The following is a 15,052-nucleotide window of genomic DNA, read 5'->3' as shown; positions in this document are numbered from 1 at the left end:
ACCGGGGCCGCCTTCTGGTTTCCGCACATCTCGTGGCTGACGCTCTACCTCGGCCTCATCCCGTGGCTCGCGCTCGGCACCGCCATGACGATCTGGGTGACGCTGCTCGGCCTTGCCATCGGCACGGTGACGCGCTGGCTGCCCGCCGTGCCCTGGCGCGGGGGAGCGCTGCCCCGCTGGCTGCGCGTCACGGGGCTCACGGTCGCCGTCGCGGCGCTCTGGACCGCGAAGGAACTGGGCCAGTCCACGCTGCCCTACGGCGGCTTCTCCTGGGGCCGGATCGCCCACACGCAGTCGACGGGGCCCTTCGCGACCCTCGCGGGCTGGCTGGGCTTCGCGGGGCTCAGCTGTCTGGTCGTTGCGCTCGTCGCGCTGCCGATTGCCCTGCTCGCCTCGCGCGCGGAGCCGTTCCGGCTGCGCGGCTGGCGGCGTGAGTTCCGCGCGCCGGGCACGCTGCGCGTCGGCGCCGCCTGGCTCCTCGCGGTCGCGCTGCTGATGGTGGTGCCCACCTACCCCCTGCCGCAGGTCGGCGAGACGACCGTGGCCGCCGTGCAGGGCAACGCGGACGCGGGGATCTTCGCGGACCGCAAGCCCGGGGACATCTTCGAGAAGCACGCCCTCGCCACGGAACGCATCGTGGCGCGGCAGCCCGATCTGATCGTTTGGCCCGAGAACGCGGGGGACCTGGACCTGCGCCGCGATCCCTTCGCCTCGTCCGTGCTCCGCTCCCTCTCCGAGCGCGCCGACGCCCCGATTCTCACGGGCACCATCCTGCGGGATCGAGACCGGGCCACGGGCGCAGAGGAGTACTTCAACTCGCTGCTGCTCTGGGAGCCGGGTCTGGGGCTCACCGAGCGCTACGACAAGCGCTTCCCGGTGCCGTTCGCCGAGTACATGCCCAATCGCGACTTTTTCCACGCGATCGTGCCCGACCTCGTAGACCTCGTGCGGCTGAACTACACGGCGGGCACCCGGAGCCCGGTGCTCACGATCGGCGGCCTGGCGGCCGGGGTCGCGATCTGCTTCGATATCGTGTTCGACGACCAGGCCCAGCAGATGATCGACGACGGCGCGCAGATCCTGCTGGCCCCGACGAATAACGCGGACTTTGGGCGCACGGATCAGAGCGCCCAGCAGCTCGAGATCGCCCGGCTGCGCGCGATCGAGACGGGGCGGGTGCTCGTGAACGTCTCGACGGTCGGCACGAGCGCCGTGGTGCTCCCGTCCGGGGTCTCCCTCGAGCAGCTGGAGCCGTTCACCGCGGACACGATGGTGCAGACCGTGCCGCTCTACGACGGCAAAACCCCCGCGATGCGATTCGGCGAGGGCATTGCGGGGGTCATCCTGGCGCTGGCGTTCGCGCTCCTGGCGGCGGCCACTGCGACCGCGCTGTCCGGGCGCGCGCGGATCCGCCGCGAGCGTCGGGCCGAGGCGGGCTCGGCTGCGTCGGCACCCGAACGTCCGGGTGCCGCGGACGGCAACGGCGGGGCGGCCTAGCTTTTGCTCTTCGGGGCGGCCGAGCCGCGGCGCTCGCGCAGGAGGCGCAGCCGCTCGTCCAGGAGCTCCTCGAGCTCCTCTCGGCTGCGGCGCTCCAGGAGCATGTCCCAGTGCGTGCGCTGCGCGGCGTCCTTCTCGGCCTGCTCCTCGCGGGCGGCCGTGCCGGCGGCGTCATCGATGTAGCCCATCTCGCCGGTGGGCTGGTCGAGCCACTCATCGGGCGGGGTGGCGTCAGCGTCGAACAGCACGCGGAAGCTGCGCCCGGAGTCGGTGCGGTACTCCACCGCCTGACGCGCCGAGAACTCGATTCCCTCTTCGCCCTGCAGGCTCGTGGTGCCAATGCGGGCACCGCGTAAGGTCCGTTCAGCCATAACACTTCCTTCCCTCGCTTGCAGGGTACAACCAGCGCGCCTCGGAAAACAGTCCCTCGGGGCGAACAAGTACAGCGAACGCACAGGGTGCGCCGAGGTTCGCGGCGGCGGGCCGCGAGGGTGTCAGCCGCGGAGCGCGGTCGCGAGGTCCGTGCGGTCCGTGATCAGCCCGTCGACCCCGGCGGCGATCCAGTGCCGCATCCGCTCGGGATCGTTGACCGTCCAGACGTGGACCTCGGTGTTCGTGGCGCGGATCCGCTCAATGACCAGGGGCGTGAGGAGCCTGCCGCCGACGCCGGTCTCGGGGAGCTGCACCGCGTCCATGCCGCGGGCAAGCCGCGCCAGCCCCGCGCCGCCCGCGGCGGCGGCGAGCAGGATCGCGACGGCCTCGGGAACCGAGGCGCTCGTGCGCGCCCCCGGCCCGATGCTCGCGAGCGTGCGTCGCCGCCGGGCGCTCGAAAAGGAGCTGATCAGGACCCGCTCCGCGGCCCCGGCGCGCAGCACCGCCGACGCGATGGGGCGTTCGGCCTGCGCCTCTTTCACGTCGAGGTTCCAGTGCGCCTCGGGGAAGGCGGCGAGGGCCTCCGCGAGGCCCGGCACGGTCGCGCCGCCGGGCAGGGGGAGCCCCGCGAGCTGCGCGAACGCCGTCGCGTGAATCGCCCGCGGGGTCCGCTCGCCCGCGGGCAGGAACTCGGCGTCGTGCAGCAGCACCGGCACCCCGTCTGCGGTGACCCGGACATCGCTCTCTAGGATGTCGGCCCCGGCGCGCAGCGCCTCGGCAAAGGCGGGGAGCGTGTTCTCGTCGCCGAGTCCGTGCGGGGCGGCGAACCCCCGGTGGGCGAGCACCCTGACCGCGGCGCGCGTGGAAGACATGCGACTCCGTTTCTGCTTCTCGACTACTCTAGTTCTGGCGCGTGCGCCGAACCACTGAACGCTATCGCAAGGAGACCCCGTGTCCAACCCCCTCGCCCCGAACCAGCTCACCGGAAAACGCGCCCTCGTGACGGGTTCCTCCCGCGGCATCGGCGCGGACACCGTGACCTACTTTGCCGAGGCCGGCGCTGACGTCGTCATCAACTACCGGAACAAGGCCGCCCGGGCGCAGAAGCTGGCCGACGGCCTCGCCGCGCACGGGGGGCGCGTCCTCGTCGAGGGCGCCGACCTGACCGAGCAGGACTCGGTTGACGCGATGTTCGCCTCCGTCCAGGAGGCCTTCGGGGGGCTCGACGTGCTCGTCCTGAACGCCTCGGGCGGCATGGAGAGCGGGATGGGCGAGGACTACGCCCTCGTGCTGAACCGCGACTCGCAGCTGCGCGTGCTCGACGCCGCGCTGCCCCTGCTCGCCCCGGGCTCTCGGGTCGTGTTCGTCACGAGCCACCAGGCCCACTTCATCCGCACCGTCGAGACGATGCCGGAGTACCTCCCCGTCGCGCTGTCCAAGCGCGCGGGCGAGGACGCGCTGCGCGCCCGCATCCCGGAGCTCGCCGAGCGCGGCATCGAGTTCGTCGTGGTCTCGGGCGACATGATCGAGGGCACCATCACGGCGACCCTGCTGGAGCGCGCGAACCCCGGCGCGATCGGCGAGCGCAAGGAGGCCGCTGGTCGCCTGTACAACGTGTCCGAGTTTGCCGCCGAGGTGGCCCTGGCCGCCGTCGAGCCGGTGCCCGCGGAAAACACCCGCTACGTCGGCGACGTCACCGACTTCCTCGCACAGGGCCAGGCTTAGGCTCGGTCCGCGGTGGCGAAGCGGCGCGCTGAGCGCGGCGGCACCCCGGCGACGGCGGAGCTGGACCGGCTCGGCGTGCCCTACGCCGTGGAGCGGGTCGAGGTGGACGACGCGGGGCCGGAGGTCGGTCTCCGGGTCGCCGCGGCCCTGGGGGTGCCGCCTGGGCGCGTGTTCAAGACACTGCTCGTGACCGACGGGGCGCAGCAGTTCGTCGGCGTTGTGCCGGTCGCGGGCACCCTGAACCTCCGCGAGCTGGCGCGGGCGCTCGGCGTGAAATCCGTGGCGCTCGCCCCGCTCGACGTCGCGGAGCGGCGCACCGGCTACGTCCGGGGCGGGATGAGCCCGCTCGGGCAGCGCACCCGACACCGCACCGTGATCGATGCGAGCGCCCGAGCGGGCGCCGAGATGTACGTGTCCGGGGGTCGCCGGGGGCTGGAGCTGCGGCTCGCGCCCGAGGCGCTCGCGACGGCGCTCGGCGCGAGCTTTGCCCCGATCGCCTCCCCGAGCCCCCGAGCAGACGCGGGCTCCTGAGGAGACGCGGGCTCCTGAGGAGGCTGAGGGGGCGAGCCCGGCGTGCGGACCCGCCCCCTCAGCCGCGGTGAAGCTTCCGACTAGACGGAGAAGCGCACCTCGGCCCCCTGCAGGCCGCCGCCGGGCACCTGGCCCGCGCGGAGCACCCGGACGCGGCCACCGTGCGCGAGCACCTGCGCGACGATCCGATCGATCAGGCTCTCGCAGGGCTCCGGCTCCGTGTTGATCGTGCCGAACTCGCGGTCCAGGGTGCCCTCGGGGTGCGCGGCGAGGTCGAGGTACAGCGTCTGGATCGCCCCGGCCACCGCGGCGCGGGCGACGTCGCTCAGATCCGTCACGGCCCGGCCGGAGGCCTGCCGGTTCTGGAACTGCTCGGTCCACTCGGCGAGCGTCTCCTCGTAGTGCCGATCCAGGATGTCCCGGGCGGCCGCGTCGAGCTCGGCGGCGCTGCGCTCATCCGGGTTGCCCTCGATCGCCTCCGAGAGGAGCTTCGGCATCGTGCTCTGCGCCCGGAACTCGCCGAGCAGCGGCTGGGTCGCCGCGATGATGAGCGGTCGCCGCGTCGCGCGCACGACGGGGGCCACGGCCCGGTCGATCGAGCGGGCGTAGGCCCGGAGCCGCTCCGACTGGCCCTCGGGGCCGTGCAGGCGGCGCTGGTGCGACTGCGTGCCCGGATCGGACACGTTGAAGGTGTCCAGGATATCCGTGGGCAGGTCGGGAACCGGGATCTCGGTGCCCGGGTGGTCCGGGCCGATCGCGATGAGCCGCGTCGCCTTCTGGCTCAGGGCGAGCACGCTCGCCTCATGCGGGAAGGTGATCGTGCGCAGGAGCGGCACGATGCGGAAGTGCTTCCCCGCGAACCACTCGGAGTCGAGGGCGTTGGGAAGCCGGTAGCTCACGATCTGCTCGGGGGTCACGAAGACCACGAGGCTGTGCGATTGGAAGCGCCAGAACTCCTGGTCCTCGTGGAGCTCGCGCAGCAGGGCCTCAACCGCGTCCGCGGCCTCGCCGTTGGCCTTGCCCTCGGTGCGGGCGCGGAGGGCGGACACCGCTTCGGAGGCGAGGTTGTTGAACTCGATGCGGAGCCGCTCCGCCTCGGAGGTGACCGGACTGGACCGGAGCACGAGTGTGACGGAGTGCTCGTTCTCGGCGGCGGCCAGTCGCTCGATCTCTTCGCGCTGCGGAATATCGGTATACACGGATGGTTCCCCTCTCGATACGGCGGAACCGCGAGCGGCCCCGGCCTCAGCATCACCCCGACGGGTTCACTCACCCGGGGTGTGTGTCTCTACTCTGCCCACTTTGGGGGTGAAAAGATACTGGTTTTTCCTCGGGGAGTCCTGATATGCACCGCACGGTCAGGGAGCAACGCAGAAACGAGGACGCGCCGCCCGGAAACCGGGCGGCGCGTCCTCGTGGTGACGGGGGAGCGGCTTAGCGGCTCGCCGTCAGGGGGTTGTCGCGCAGGTCGTCCTCCGGGGGCATCAGCCCGCCGGGGCCCAGGTAGCGCTCCAGGCTGTCGTCCATCTCGGCGAGCCAGGTGGTGTGGTGCTCGGCGGCCATCGTGCCGGTCATCACGGAGCGGTACGCGTAGTCGCGGTAGCCGAGGATGTTCTCCTGCTTCGAGTGCTTCCAGGCGAGGAAGATCTCCACGACCTCGTCCAGGTCGAAGGGCGGGTAGTCGGTCTGCTCGATCAGGTCGCGGATGTAGTCGGCCTGGAAGCGGACCTCATCCTCGGCGGAGGCGATCGCGTCGAAGCGCTGCAGCCAGGCATCGATGTCGCGCTGGCGGGCCTCGGCGTCGGGCATCTCGGTGCGGCCCAGGATCAGGTCGCGGACGTACCACGCCTGCGCGTCGAACATGTTGAAGGTGAACCACTGGTCGTGTGCGCCGACGTAGAACAGCTTCGGGTTGCCCTGCCAGACGACGCCGCGGTACAGCCCGCCGGGGTACACCGAGTTGGGGGCGTCGAGCGCGAGGGTGCTCGGCAGGAAGGGGTAGTGGTGCGCGTAGCCGGTGCAGAGGATAACCACGTCGTAGTGGCCGCTCGTCCCGTCGGAGAAGTGCGCGGTCTGCCCGTCGAAGTGGGTGACGAGCGGGCGCTCGTCGATCTGGTCGGGCCACTCGACGCCGATCGGCTTGGTGCGGTAGCTCAGCGTGACGTGCTCGGCGCCCATCTTGAACGCCTGCACCCCGATGTCCTCGGCGGAGTAGCTGGCCCCGATGAGGAGCACGCGGCGGTCGCGCAGGCCCTCGGCCCCGCGGAAGTCGTGCGCGTGCATGATCTGACCGGTGAAGGTCTCGATGCCGTCGAAGTCGGGAGTCTTCGGGAACGAGAAGTGGCCCGTCGCGACGATGACCTCGTCGAAGACCTCGGTCTCGGTGGTGCCGTCGGGGAGGTGCTCGCTCGTGACGTGGAACTGTCCGGTCGCCTCGTCTTCGGTGACCCAGCGCACGATCGTGCTAAACCGGACGTACTTGCGCACATCGGAGCGCTCCACGCGACCGCTGATGTAGTCCCAGAGGACCTCGCGGGGCGGGTAGGAGCCAATGGGGCGGCCGAAGTGCTCGTCGAAGGAGTAGTCCGCGAACTCGAGGGCTTCCTTCGGGCCGTTCGACCAGAGGTTCCGGTACATGCTCGAGTGCACGGGCTCGCCGTGCTCGTCGATGCCGGTTCGCCAGCTGTAGTTCCACTGGCCGCCCCAGTCGGCCTGCTTCTCGAAGCAGACGATCTCGGGGATGTCCGCCCCGGCGCGCCGGGCGGATTCGAATGCCCGGAGCTGCGCCATTCCGCTCGGGCCGGATCCAATAATCGCAATTCGCTTCTGCTGCATATCTCTCAATTCACTCACGTATTCATCTCGCATCGGCGCCGGGACTCCCCAGCCTCGCGCGCGCCAGCGGGCGCGGCGCGGTCCGGGAAACGAACAGAGAATCGATCGAACGTGCCCGAGCGCCAGCCGGTGTCGCGGCGGCTCAGGGGCGGAGATTCTCTGGTTTTGGCCCGGAACCTACCACTCAAGACTATCAGGTGATGGTCATTGACTAATGTCAACGAAGCAAAGCGGCCGGATTGATATGTATTTGAGATAGAGGGCGTCTGCTTGCGACGCGGGGTTTTCTCGGTGAGTTTCCGGCTGCGCTGGGGGTGCTGGGGGAGCAGGGGGCGAGCGTCGCCGGGAAGGGGTCTGGATCCGATGGGGCGTGGCGGGCTGAGTGTTCGGACGCACCCGGTGTGAGGGGCGGCAGTGTGCCACCCGCTCGGCGGTGGCCGGGCCCCTGGCTCGCCGGTGACCGAGCAGGATCGATCGCCCACAGCCAGCCAGATGCGGGGCGTTCCGGACGCCCGGCGCCCTCGGAGCAGGTGCGGGGAGGCGGGGTGCGTGCGGCTCGAATAGACTGCAGAAATGTCGATCATTTATCAGGCGGAACTCACCCCGGGAAAGCGTGAGATCATTGCTGGCTGGCTTCCCGAGCAGCCCTGGCGTGACGGTGCGGGCGACGTCGTCCTCGTCGGCGCATACCGCTTCGACGACCCTGCGGGAGAGGTCGGCATCGAAGTGCACCTGGTGCGCTCCGGTTCCGGTCCCGTCCAACAGGTACCGCTCAGCTATCGCGGCGCAGCGGTGCCCGAGCTGCGTAACGTTCTCGTGGGCACGATGGAGCACTCGGTGCTCGGCACCCGGTACGTGTACGACGCGACCGGCGACCCCGTCTTCATCGCGGAACTGGAACGGGTGATCCGGGACGCGGACACGCAGACTCCGCTCATGGTCATTCAGGACGACGGCACGGAAGTCGAGCGCGCAGCCGGTGTCACCGTCCGCGGTTCCGGCGACGCAGCTCCCGAGACGGGATGGGCGATTCTGCGCACCCCACGCCCGCTCACCGACAGTGAGCACCCCAGCGGCCTCGTCGGTGACATCCGTACGCCCCTCGACGGTTCCGCTCCCGGGCGCTACGCCTTCGTCGCGGCCTCCGCCGAGGCCTAGGAAAAGCACAACGTTTTTCTCGCGCGCTCCCTCGCGCACAACGAAGAGCGGGCCCGAGGTTCCCCCCGGGCCCGCTCTCTCGTCTCTGGTGCGAGACGCGTCGTGACGTGCGTTACTTCGTCATCCCGTCCACGTACTCGCGGTTGTCTTCCATCCACTTCTGCACGATGGGACCGTAGTCGGTGCCGTCGTAGTCGATGAACATCGCGCGCTCCAGGTCATAGAGCATCTCGGTTTCCATCGTGAAGTTGCGCAGCCACTCGGTGGCCTGCGGGGCCTCCTCGACGAACTTCTTGCTGCCGACCGAGTTGATCGTCTCGGTTCCGCCCAGGGCACCCTTCGGGTCCTCAAGGTTCTTCACCGGGAACTGGCTGTAGGCGCGGTGCGGCTCCCAGAGCGTGACCACGATGTTCTCACCCTTGTCGGTGGCTGCCTTCAGCTCCGTGAGCATGGCCGCGGTGGAGGAGGTGATGAACTTCATGTCTTCCAGGCCGTACTCCGGGATGACCCGCTCGTTCATCGCGGCGGTGAGCCCGGCACCCGGCTCAATGCCGATGATGGTGTTGTTGAACTTGTCGGCGTTCGCCTTCAGCTCATCGATGGAGTCGATGGGCGCGTCCTCGTTCACCGCGAGGGTCAGCTTGGAGTCGCTGTTCCAGGCGCCGAGCAGTTCAACGTCCTCGCCGTACTTGTCCATGTACACCTTGTGGGTGTCGGGGAGCCAGATGTCGGTGGTGAAGTCGTAGTCGCCCGAGGCGAGGCCCTCGTAGACGGGCGCGACGTCGGCGTTCTTCAGCTCGACGGAGTAGCCCTCCTCCTCAAGCACCTCTTTCCACAGCCAGCTCGTGGCCACGCCCTCGTCCCAGCCGTTGAAGACGGCGAGGGTGAGGTCGGTGCGTTCGCCACCCGCTTCACCGCCGGAGTCGGACGGGGCAGAGCAAGCGGTGAGGCCGAGCGCGGCGATGCCGGCGACGGCGATGAGCTTCGTGAGTGTGCGTGCGTGTTTCATAATTCCCTCTCGTGTGAGCGATTGGTGCGTCGTACGGGTCTGCTGGGGGAGCTACGCGGCCGCGGCGGCCTGGGGCTCCGGCTGGGGCTCGGCGGAGCTTTTCCCGCGGAGCCCGAATTTCTTGGGTGAGGCGAGCGTGGCGCTCAACCGGTCGAGGATGATGGCGATCACGACGACCGACATTCCGGCTTCGAAGCCGAGGCCGACGTCGATCGTGTTCAGGCTGGTCACGATCTGACCACCGAGCCCGCCCGCTCCGACCATCCCGGCGATGACGACCATCGACAGGGACAGCATGATGACCTGGTTGACGCCGGCCATGATGCTGGGCATCGCGAGGGGCAGCTGGATCTGGCGCAGGATGCGCCCGGGGGAGGAGCCGAACGCCTGCCCGGCCTCCACGACCTCGCGGTCCACGCCGCGAATGCCGAGCTCCGTGAGGCGAACCCCGGGAGCGAGCGCGAAGATGATCGTGGCGACGATTCCCGGCACGACTCCGACCCGGAAGAGGATCAGGGCGGGGATCAGGTAGACGAAGGCGGGCATCGTCTGCAGGAAGTCGAGAATCGGACGCATAATCTTGGACACGAGGTCAGATTTCGCGGACCAGATGCCGAGCGGAACGCTGATCAGGACGGCGATGATGCTGGCCACGAGGACGAGCGAGAGCGAGTCCATCGCATTGGCCCACTGGTTCACCGACCAGATCAGCATGAGCCCCACCGCGGAACCGATCGCGAGGAGCGGGCCCTTGGCGAGGAAGCCGAGCACGGCGATCACGAGAATAATCACCCAGAACGGCGGGGTCTGCAGCACGAAGTTCAGGGCTTCGTAGAAGCCGAGGAAGATCGCGCGAAGCACATCGAATATGGGTTGCAGGGAGCCAGTCAGGATGTCGACAAAGGTTTCGACCCAGTCACCCAGGGGGAGGCGGAAGCTGTCGTTCATGCGCCGTTCTCCTCTCGCTCGTCGGCCTCGCGGAGGGTGGCGGTCGCCACCTCAATGGAGACGGTTGCGGCGGGTTCGATCACTGGAATCTCCGTCGTGGTCGTGGGGACGTTGGCGAGCGAGGCGAGCAGCGTCACCCGGGGGATGACGCCGAGCAGGCGGTTTTCTTCGCTCACGACGGCCACGGGCAGCGAACTTTCGGCGGCCATCTCAAAGAGGTCGACGAGGTACTGGTCCGGGGTGACCGTGTGCGGGTTCTTCCGCACGATGCGCATGAGGTCGGTTTCGCCGTTTTTCACCTGGCGGAGCACGTCCTTATCGCGGACCACGCCGAGCAGGGTGCGCCCGGGTCCGAGCACGAAGGCCGCGGAGGTCTGCAGGTCCCGCATCTGGCGGAGCGCGGAGCGCGGCCCGGCGCTGCCGAGCACGACCGAGCGGGGCGGCTCCATGACGCTCGCAGCGGTGAGCACGCGGGCGCGATCCACGTCCTGCACAAACTGCGCGACGTAGTCGTTCGCGGGATCCGTGAGGATGTCATCGGGGGTTCCGACCTGGACGACCTTCCCGTCGCGCATCACCGCGATGCGGTCGCCGAGGAACATGGCCTCGTTGAGATCGTGGGTGATGAAGACGATGGTCTTGTTGAGTTCCTGCTGCAGCTCAACGAGCTGCTCCTGCATCTCACGCCGAATCAGCGGGTCCAGCGCCGAGAACGCCTCGTCCATGAGCAGGATGTCGGTGTCTGCGGCGAGGGCGCGGGCGAGGCCGACGCGCTGTTGCATGCCACCGGAGAGCTCCGAGGGCAGCCGCTCTTCGTTTCCGGCGAGGCCGACGCGGGTGATGACGCGCATCGCACGCTCCCGGCGCTCGGCGAGGGGGACGCCCTGTACCTCGAGGCCGTAGGCGGCATTGTCGAGCACGGTGCGGTGGGGGAGCAGCGCGAAGTGCTGGAACACCATCGAGATGCGTTCCTTGCGCACCTCGCGCAACTGCTTGGGGGTGATGCCGGCAATCTCGGTGCCGAAGATTTGCACGGAGCCCTCCGTTGGCTCCAGGAGGCCGTTGAGCATCCGGATCAGCGTGGACTTTCCGGAACCGCTGAGGCCCATCACGACGAAGATCTCGCCGCGGCGAACCTCGAAGCTGGCGTCGATCACGGCCGCGGTGCCCAGCGGGGCAACGTCCTCGCGGCTGGCCCCGGTGCGGAGGCGTTTGACGGCCTCCTTGGGGCGTTTGCCGAACACACGGAAGAGTCCGGAGGCCTTGACGGCGATCGGACGGGTTTCCCCGGGGGTGTCCTCGGTGCCGGCCGGTGGGCTCGGCTGAGAATGAACGGGGTCCGCCGACGGGGTCGACGGAGGTACTGTCGGAGTCTGAGACATGAAACCTTGCACCGCGGGAGACGAGGCTCCGCTGCGGATTGGTTGTGGCCGGGTCGGAGCGGGACTGCCGGGGCCGAATGCATCCGAGGTGCACAGTCGCACAACTACCCGGTTTCGAGGACCCAGCCGCAGCGTCATCGGGACGCTGACCACCTGCTCCAGACCATACGCTCACCGCCCCGAAAAGGTCGAAACGGTGCTCGCGGACTGGTTGTGTGGCTAACGAAAGCCACACACCACGCTAACAAGCTTTGTGGACCTCCACAACTGATATGCAGGCCCACGCGGCCATGTATTCGAAATGAAAGACGCTTTGATCTGGGCTTTTCATTGTTACCTCTTCGTTACGAGGGCGTGGCGCGGCGAGGCCTCAGATTCCGGAAAGGCGGTTGCGGGGGAGCGGAAGCCCGGTATGCTGGAGCCATGAAGTTCTGAGTGCTTCCCACCCGCCCCGTGGCCCCGGCCCGGCGGGAACGACCCGATCTGAGGGACACTCATGTCAACGCAGCACACTTCTTTTTCACGCGCACACCTCCGCCTCGACGGCATCTCCGTGACCTTCGCCGGCAGGCGCGTCCTCACTGATGTCAGCCTGACCGTGCCCGCGGGGGAGCGGCTCGGGCTGATCGGCGAAAACGGCTCCGGGAAGTCGACGCTCCTTCGCATCGCGGCCGGGCTCGTCGAGCCGGACGCCGGATCCGTGCTCGCCGTGCACGGGCGCGGCCCCGGCGCGGCGCGCATCGGCCTGCTGCATCAGGAGGCCCCGTTTGGCGTCGACGACACGGTGGCCGAGGCGGTCGAGAGCGCCGTCGCCCCAGCGAGGCGGGCGGTCGCGGCGGTGGATGCGCGCGCGAACGAGCTTGCCGAGCGCGCGGATGATCCCGCGACCGTGGCCGCCTACGCCGCCGCCCTCGAGGAGGCCGAGCGCCTCGACGCCTGGGCCGCGGATGCCCGCATCGCGGCCATGCTGTCGGGCCTGGGCTTGGGGGCGCTGCCGCTGACCCGGCGCGTGGCGGAGCTGTCCGGCGGTCAGCGCGCGCGGCTTTCCCTCGCGTGGGTGCTCCTGAGTGACCCGGACGTGCTCCTGCTGGATGAGCCGAGCAACCACCTGGACGACGCGGCGACCGAGCACCTCCGGCGGACGCTCCTTGCCTGGCGCGGCCCCGTACTTTTTGCGAGCCACGACCGCGCCTTCCTCGATGAGGTTGCCACGGGCATCGTTGACCTGGACCCCGCCGAACTCCCGCTGAGCGCCACCGACGAGGAGCCGCAGGCCGGGGAGCCGGGTGCGGCGGCGAGGGACGCGGCGTCGCCGGGGCGCGAGGCGGGCTCGGGATACGGCATCACGCGCTTTACGGGGAGCTACAGCGACTATCTGCGCACCCGAGCCGAGGCGCGGTCCCGCTGGGAGCGGCGGTATCGAGACGAGCAACACGAACTGGCCAAGCTTCGCGCGGGCGTCGGCTCCAGTCAGCAGGTGGGGCACGCGGACTGGAAGCCACGCACCGAGACACGTGCGGCGCAGAAGTTCTACTCGGATCGGAATGCTCGGGTCGTCGCCCGGCGGGTGAACGACGCCCGAAGCCGGCTCGAGGACCTGGAGGCCCGCCAGATCCGTCAACCACCCGAGGAGTTGCGGTTCCTGGGCGTGCCGACCCGTCGCGAGCCGCTGGGCGCGGGGCCAGTGCGCGACGACGCGGCCCCCGTGATTGCCGCGACATCCCTCGCCGTGCGGGGCCGCCTCGATCCGGTGTCCTTCGAGCTGAACGCGGGGGAGCGGCTGCTCGTGACGGGCGCAAACGGCGCCGGAAAATCGACGCTGCTCCGTCTGATTGCGGGGCACCTGCCGCCGAGCTCCGGAGCGCTCGCCGCGCCGGACGACACCAGCATCGGCCTGCTCACCCAGGAGGTCAGCGTGCCAGATCCCCGCGGGCGCGGCCCCGAACGGACCGCGCGGCAGGCCTACGAGGATGCCGTGGGGGAGGCACTCGCGGAAGCGGTTCCGCTGCGGACCTTTGGGCTCCTGGCCAGCCGTGACGAGGGGCAGCCGGTGCGGGTGCTCAGCCTGGGCCAGCAACGGCGCTTGGAGCTGGCGATCCTGCTGGCCAAGCCCCCGCGGGTGCTCCTGCTGGATGAGCCGACGAACCACCTGTCTTTGCCGCTCGTGACCGCCCTGGAACAGGCGATCGTGGACTACCCGGGCGAGGTCATCGTCGCCTCGCACGATCGCTGGCTTCGTCGCGGTTGGACGGGTGCCCAGCTTGAGCTCAATCCGGTCCGGGCCGATGCCCCAGGCCATCCCGAGACCCGAGAAAGCTGACATAATCTCCGCGGCGGTGTGCCGTCTCCGGCAGGGGCGTTGCCCAGGAACGATCCTCCGGGCGTCAGGGCGGGAATCCCACCTGTGCGACCGCGCCGCGTCGCCAGGAACCGCCTGGGCGCACGTGCGAGAGCTTCGCTTGGCTTCCTCCGAGGTGATCGCTAAACCACGTTTCGTGTTGCCGATGACCGTCACCCGGTGCGTCACGAGCACGCGCGTGGCCCGCACGAAGCAACACAGCGGAACAGTCGCGGTTGCCCTCGGAATCCCCGTCACGATCATTCAGCTGATAATCTATATTATGTCAGCTTTACGAATCCGAGGGCGCTGAAACGCGCTCCCCGTAGCTCGGTGACGCCGCACGGGGTCAGTGCCGCCGCTGTTCACGTCCGGGCAGCGCCCCGGGCTCGGCACCGCTGCCGCTGCCGCGAGGCGTCACGGGGTTGCCGAGTCGCGTGCCCATCGCGCGGATCAGTGCAAATGCCCGGATCGCGAGGGCAAGCAGCCCCAGCAACGCGAGAATCGCGCACGCGAGAAAGCCCGCGGCAATCCCCGAACAGCTGGGAAGCATGCGACAAGTCTGATCGAGATGCGCAATACGCACAAGGGTTACTGGGGCGACTCCTGCCCAAAGCGCTCGGGATCAACGGGACGCAACCGCCGCGGGAGGCCCTCGACAACGAGGAGATACGACTCGGTGACCAGGTCGCTGACGAGCGCGGGCTCGAGCTCGCTCCCCCGACGCATCGTGATCCAGTGCCGCTTGTTCATGTGATAGCCGGGGGAAATCTCGGCGAAGGCCTCCCGAAGGGCACGTCCGTCCTCGGGGCGGGCCTTGCAGGTGACGATCTGCTCCCCCAGGTGCTCCGTGATCAGGAGAAACACTCGGTCGCGAACCTTGTAGACGTCCCACTCCGGTCCGAAGGGGTGGCTCAGGCTTGTCGCTGGCAGACCCAGGGCGCGCTCCGCGGCGAGCCGGGCAAGGTCAGTTCCGGGGATTCCGTCGGGGGCACTCACTCCCTCAGAATACCCGCGCACCCCTCGACACGGCAGAACAGCGTGGCGTGCCCCTTCCGAAACGGAAGTGACACGCCACGCTGAGGCTCTCTTCGGCCCGGGCGAGCCTTACTCGGCGGTGGCCCGGCGGCGGAGCACGAGCACCGCCCCGCTCAGAACCAGGAGGAGCGCCGCTCCCCCGGGCAACCACGGCAAGCCAGCGGACCCGCCCGTGTTCGCCAGCTCGGGCCCGCTCGGCTGAGCAGGCGGCGCGGGATC

14 protein-coding genes are annotated in these 15,052 nt (G+C 69.3%); 5 read left to right on the top strand and 9 right to left on the bottom strand.

What is annotated here, in order from left to right; all coding sequences use genetic code 11:
- Nucleotides 1–1,497: apolipoprotein N-acyltransferase (lnt, locus tag OOT08_RS16820; RefSeq protein ID WP_325093977.1), on the top strand; the 1,497-nt coding region annotated here is incomplete at its 5' end.
- Here lnt and OOT08_RS16815 read toward each other — a convergent pair.
- Both OOT08_RS16815 and OOT08_RS16810 read right to left on the bottom strand, forming a co-directional pair.
- Nucleotides 1,494–1,868, bottom strand: coding sequence for an RNA polymerase-binding protein RbpA (locus OOT08_RS16815; RefSeq protein WP_325093976.1), 375 nt, complete (start codon nucleotides 1,866–1,868; stop codon nucleotides 1,494–1,496). The genes lnt and OOT08_RS16815 overlap by 4 nt on opposite strands.
- A 123-nt stretch (nucleotides 1,869–1,991) precedes the next feature.
- The gene (locus OOT08_RS16810; RefSeq protein WP_325093975.1) at nucleotides 1,992–2,741 is read right to left on the bottom strand and encodes a glycerophosphodiester phosphodiesterase family protein; all 750 of its coding nucleotides are present in this window, start codon (nucleotides 2,739–2,741) and stop codon (nucleotides 1,992–1,994) included.
- A gap of 79 nt (nucleotides 2,742–2,820) precedes the next feature.
- On the opposite strand from OOT08_RS16810, the gene OOT08_RS16805 reads away from it, so the two are divergent.
- Nucleotides 2,821–3,594: an SDR family oxidoreductase gene (locus tag OOT08_RS16805; RefSeq protein WP_325093974.1), complete on the top strand. Its 774-nt coding sequence runs from the start codon at nucleotides 2,821–2,823 to the stop codon at nucleotides 3,592–3,594.
- 12 nt (nucleotides 3,595–3,606) lie between these two features.
- Nucleotides 3,607–4,125 (top strand): aminoacyl-tRNA deacylase, encoded by a 519-nt coding sequence (locus OOT08_RS16800; RefSeq protein ID WP_325093973.1) that lies wholly within the window; start codon nucleotides 3,607–3,609, stop codon nucleotides 4,123–4,125.
- 80 nt (nucleotides 4,126–4,205) lie between these two features.
- On the opposite strand, the gene OOT08_RS16795 is transcribed toward OOT08_RS16800, so the two are convergent.
- Nucleotides 4,206–5,324, bottom strand: coding sequence for a baeRF11 domain-containing protein (locus OOT08_RS16795; protein WP_325093972.1), 1,119 nt, complete (start codon nucleotides 5,322–5,324; stop codon nucleotides 4,206–4,208).
- 235 nt (nucleotides 5,325–5,559) lie between these two features.
- Nucleotides 5,560–6,960, bottom strand: coding sequence for a flavin-containing monooxygenase (locus OOT08_RS16790; protein WP_325093971.1), 1,401 nt, complete (start codon nucleotides 6,958–6,960; stop codon nucleotides 5,560–5,562).
- 573 nt (nucleotides 6,961–7,533) lie between these two features.
- Here OOT08_RS16790 and OOT08_RS16785 point away from each other — a divergent pair.
- Nucleotides 7,534–8,118 carry a CG0192-related protein gene (locus OOT08_RS16785; protein ID WP_325093970.1) on the top strand — a complete coding sequence of 195 codons (585 nt, stop codon included), beginning with the start codon at nucleotides 7,534–7,536 and terminating at the stop codon, nucleotides 8,116–8,118.
- 112 nt (nucleotides 8,119–8,230) lie between these two features.
- Here the strand turns inward: OOT08_RS16785 and OOT08_RS16780 are convergent, their stop codons facing one another.
- Genes OOT08_RS16780 through OOT08_RS16770 form a run of 3 tightly spaced genes read right to left on the bottom strand, consistent with a single transcriptional unit; the run spans nucleotide 8,231 to nucleotide 11,457 of the window.
- A complete protein-coding gene (locus OOT08_RS16780; RefSeq protein WP_325093969.1) occupies nucleotides 8,231–9,127 on the bottom strand; it encodes a glycine betaine ABC transporter substrate-binding protein in 897 nt (298 codons plus the stop codon).
- A gap of 51 nt (nucleotides 9,128–9,178) precedes the next feature.
- Complete coding sequence (locus tag OOT08_RS16775) at nucleotides 9,179–10,075, bottom strand: ABC transporter permease (RefSeq protein WP_325093968.1); 897 nt, start codon at nucleotides 10,073–10,075, stop codon at nucleotides 9,179–9,181.
- A complete protein-coding gene (locus OOT08_RS16770) occupies nucleotides 10,072–11,457 on the bottom strand; it encodes a quaternary amine ABC transporter ATP-binding protein (protein ID WP_325093967.1) in 1,386 nt (461 codons plus the stop codon). The genes OOT08_RS16775 and OOT08_RS16770 overlap by 4 nt, the downstream gene beginning before the upstream one ends.
- A gap of 496 nt (nucleotides 11,458–11,953) precedes the next feature.
- Between OOT08_RS16770 and OOT08_RS16765 the strand changes: the two genes are divergently transcribed.
- Nucleotides 11,954–13,777 (top strand): ABC-F family ATP-binding cassette domain-containing protein, encoded by a 1,824-nt coding sequence (locus OOT08_RS16765; protein ID WP_325093966.1) that lies wholly within the window; start codon nucleotides 11,954–11,956, stop codon nucleotides 13,775–13,777.
- Between the two features lie 367 nt (nucleotides 13,778–14,144).
- On the opposite strand, the gene OOT08_RS16760 is transcribed toward OOT08_RS16765, so the two are convergent.
- Both OOT08_RS16760 and OOT08_RS16755 read right to left on the bottom strand, forming a co-directional pair.
- Nucleotides 14,145–14,381 (bottom strand): hypothetical protein, encoded by a 237-nt coding sequence (locus OOT08_RS16760; RefSeq protein WP_325093965.1) that lies wholly within the window; start codon nucleotides 14,379–14,381, stop codon nucleotides 14,145–14,147.
- A 5-nt stretch (nucleotides 14,382–14,386) separates the two neighbouring features.
- Nucleotides 14,387–14,794: an MmcQ/YjbR family DNA-binding protein gene (locus OOT08_RS16755; protein ID WP_325093964.1), complete on the bottom strand. Its 408-nt coding sequence runs from the start codon at nucleotides 14,792–14,794 to the stop codon at nucleotides 14,387–14,389.
- Between the last annotated feature and the right edge of the window lie 258 nt (nucleotides 14,795–15,052).

The sequence above is a fragment of the Leucobacter sp. M11 genome, from assembly GCF_035726885.1.
Taxonomy (GTDB): Bacteria; Actinomycetota; Actinomycetes; order Actinomycetales; family Microbacteriaceae; genus JAPFRB01.
This window is presented reverse-complemented; position numbering and strand designations above follow the sequence as displayed.

Excerpts from the sequence above, each read along its gene's own strand:
- OOT08_RS16765 (WP_325093966.1), top strand. The coding sequence starts at position 11,954 with ATGTCAACGCAGCACACTTCTTTTTCACGCGCACACCTCCGCCTCGAC.
- OOT08_RS16815 (WP_325093976.1), bottom strand. The coding sequence starts at position 1,868 with ATGGCTGAACGGACCTTACGCGGTGCCCGCATTGGCACCACGAGCCTG.
- OOT08_RS16780 (WP_325093969.1), bottom strand. The coding sequence starts at position 9,127 with ATGAAACACGCACGCACACTCACGAAGCTCATCGCCGTCGCCGGCATC.
- OOT08_RS16770 (WP_325093967.1), bottom strand. The coding sequence starts at position 11,457 with ATGTCTCAGACTCCGACAGTACCTCCGTCGACCCCGTCGGCGGACCCC.
- OOT08_RS16775 (WP_325093968.1), bottom strand. The coding sequence starts at position 10,075 with ATGAACGACAGCTTCCGCCTCCCCCTGGGTGACTGGGTCGAAACCTTT.
- OOT08_RS16810 (WP_325093975.1), bottom strand. The coding sequence starts at position 2,741 with ATGTCTTCCACGCGCGCCGCGGTCAGGGTGCTCGCCCACCGGGGGTTC.
- OOT08_RS16790 (WP_325093971.1), bottom strand. The coding sequence starts at position 6,960 with ATGCAGCAGAAGCGAATTGCGATTATTGGATCCGGCCCGAGCGGAATG.
- OOT08_RS16785 (WP_325093970.1), top strand. The coding sequence starts at position 7,534 with ATGTCGATCATTTATCAGGCGGAACTCACCCCGGGAAAGCGTGAGATC.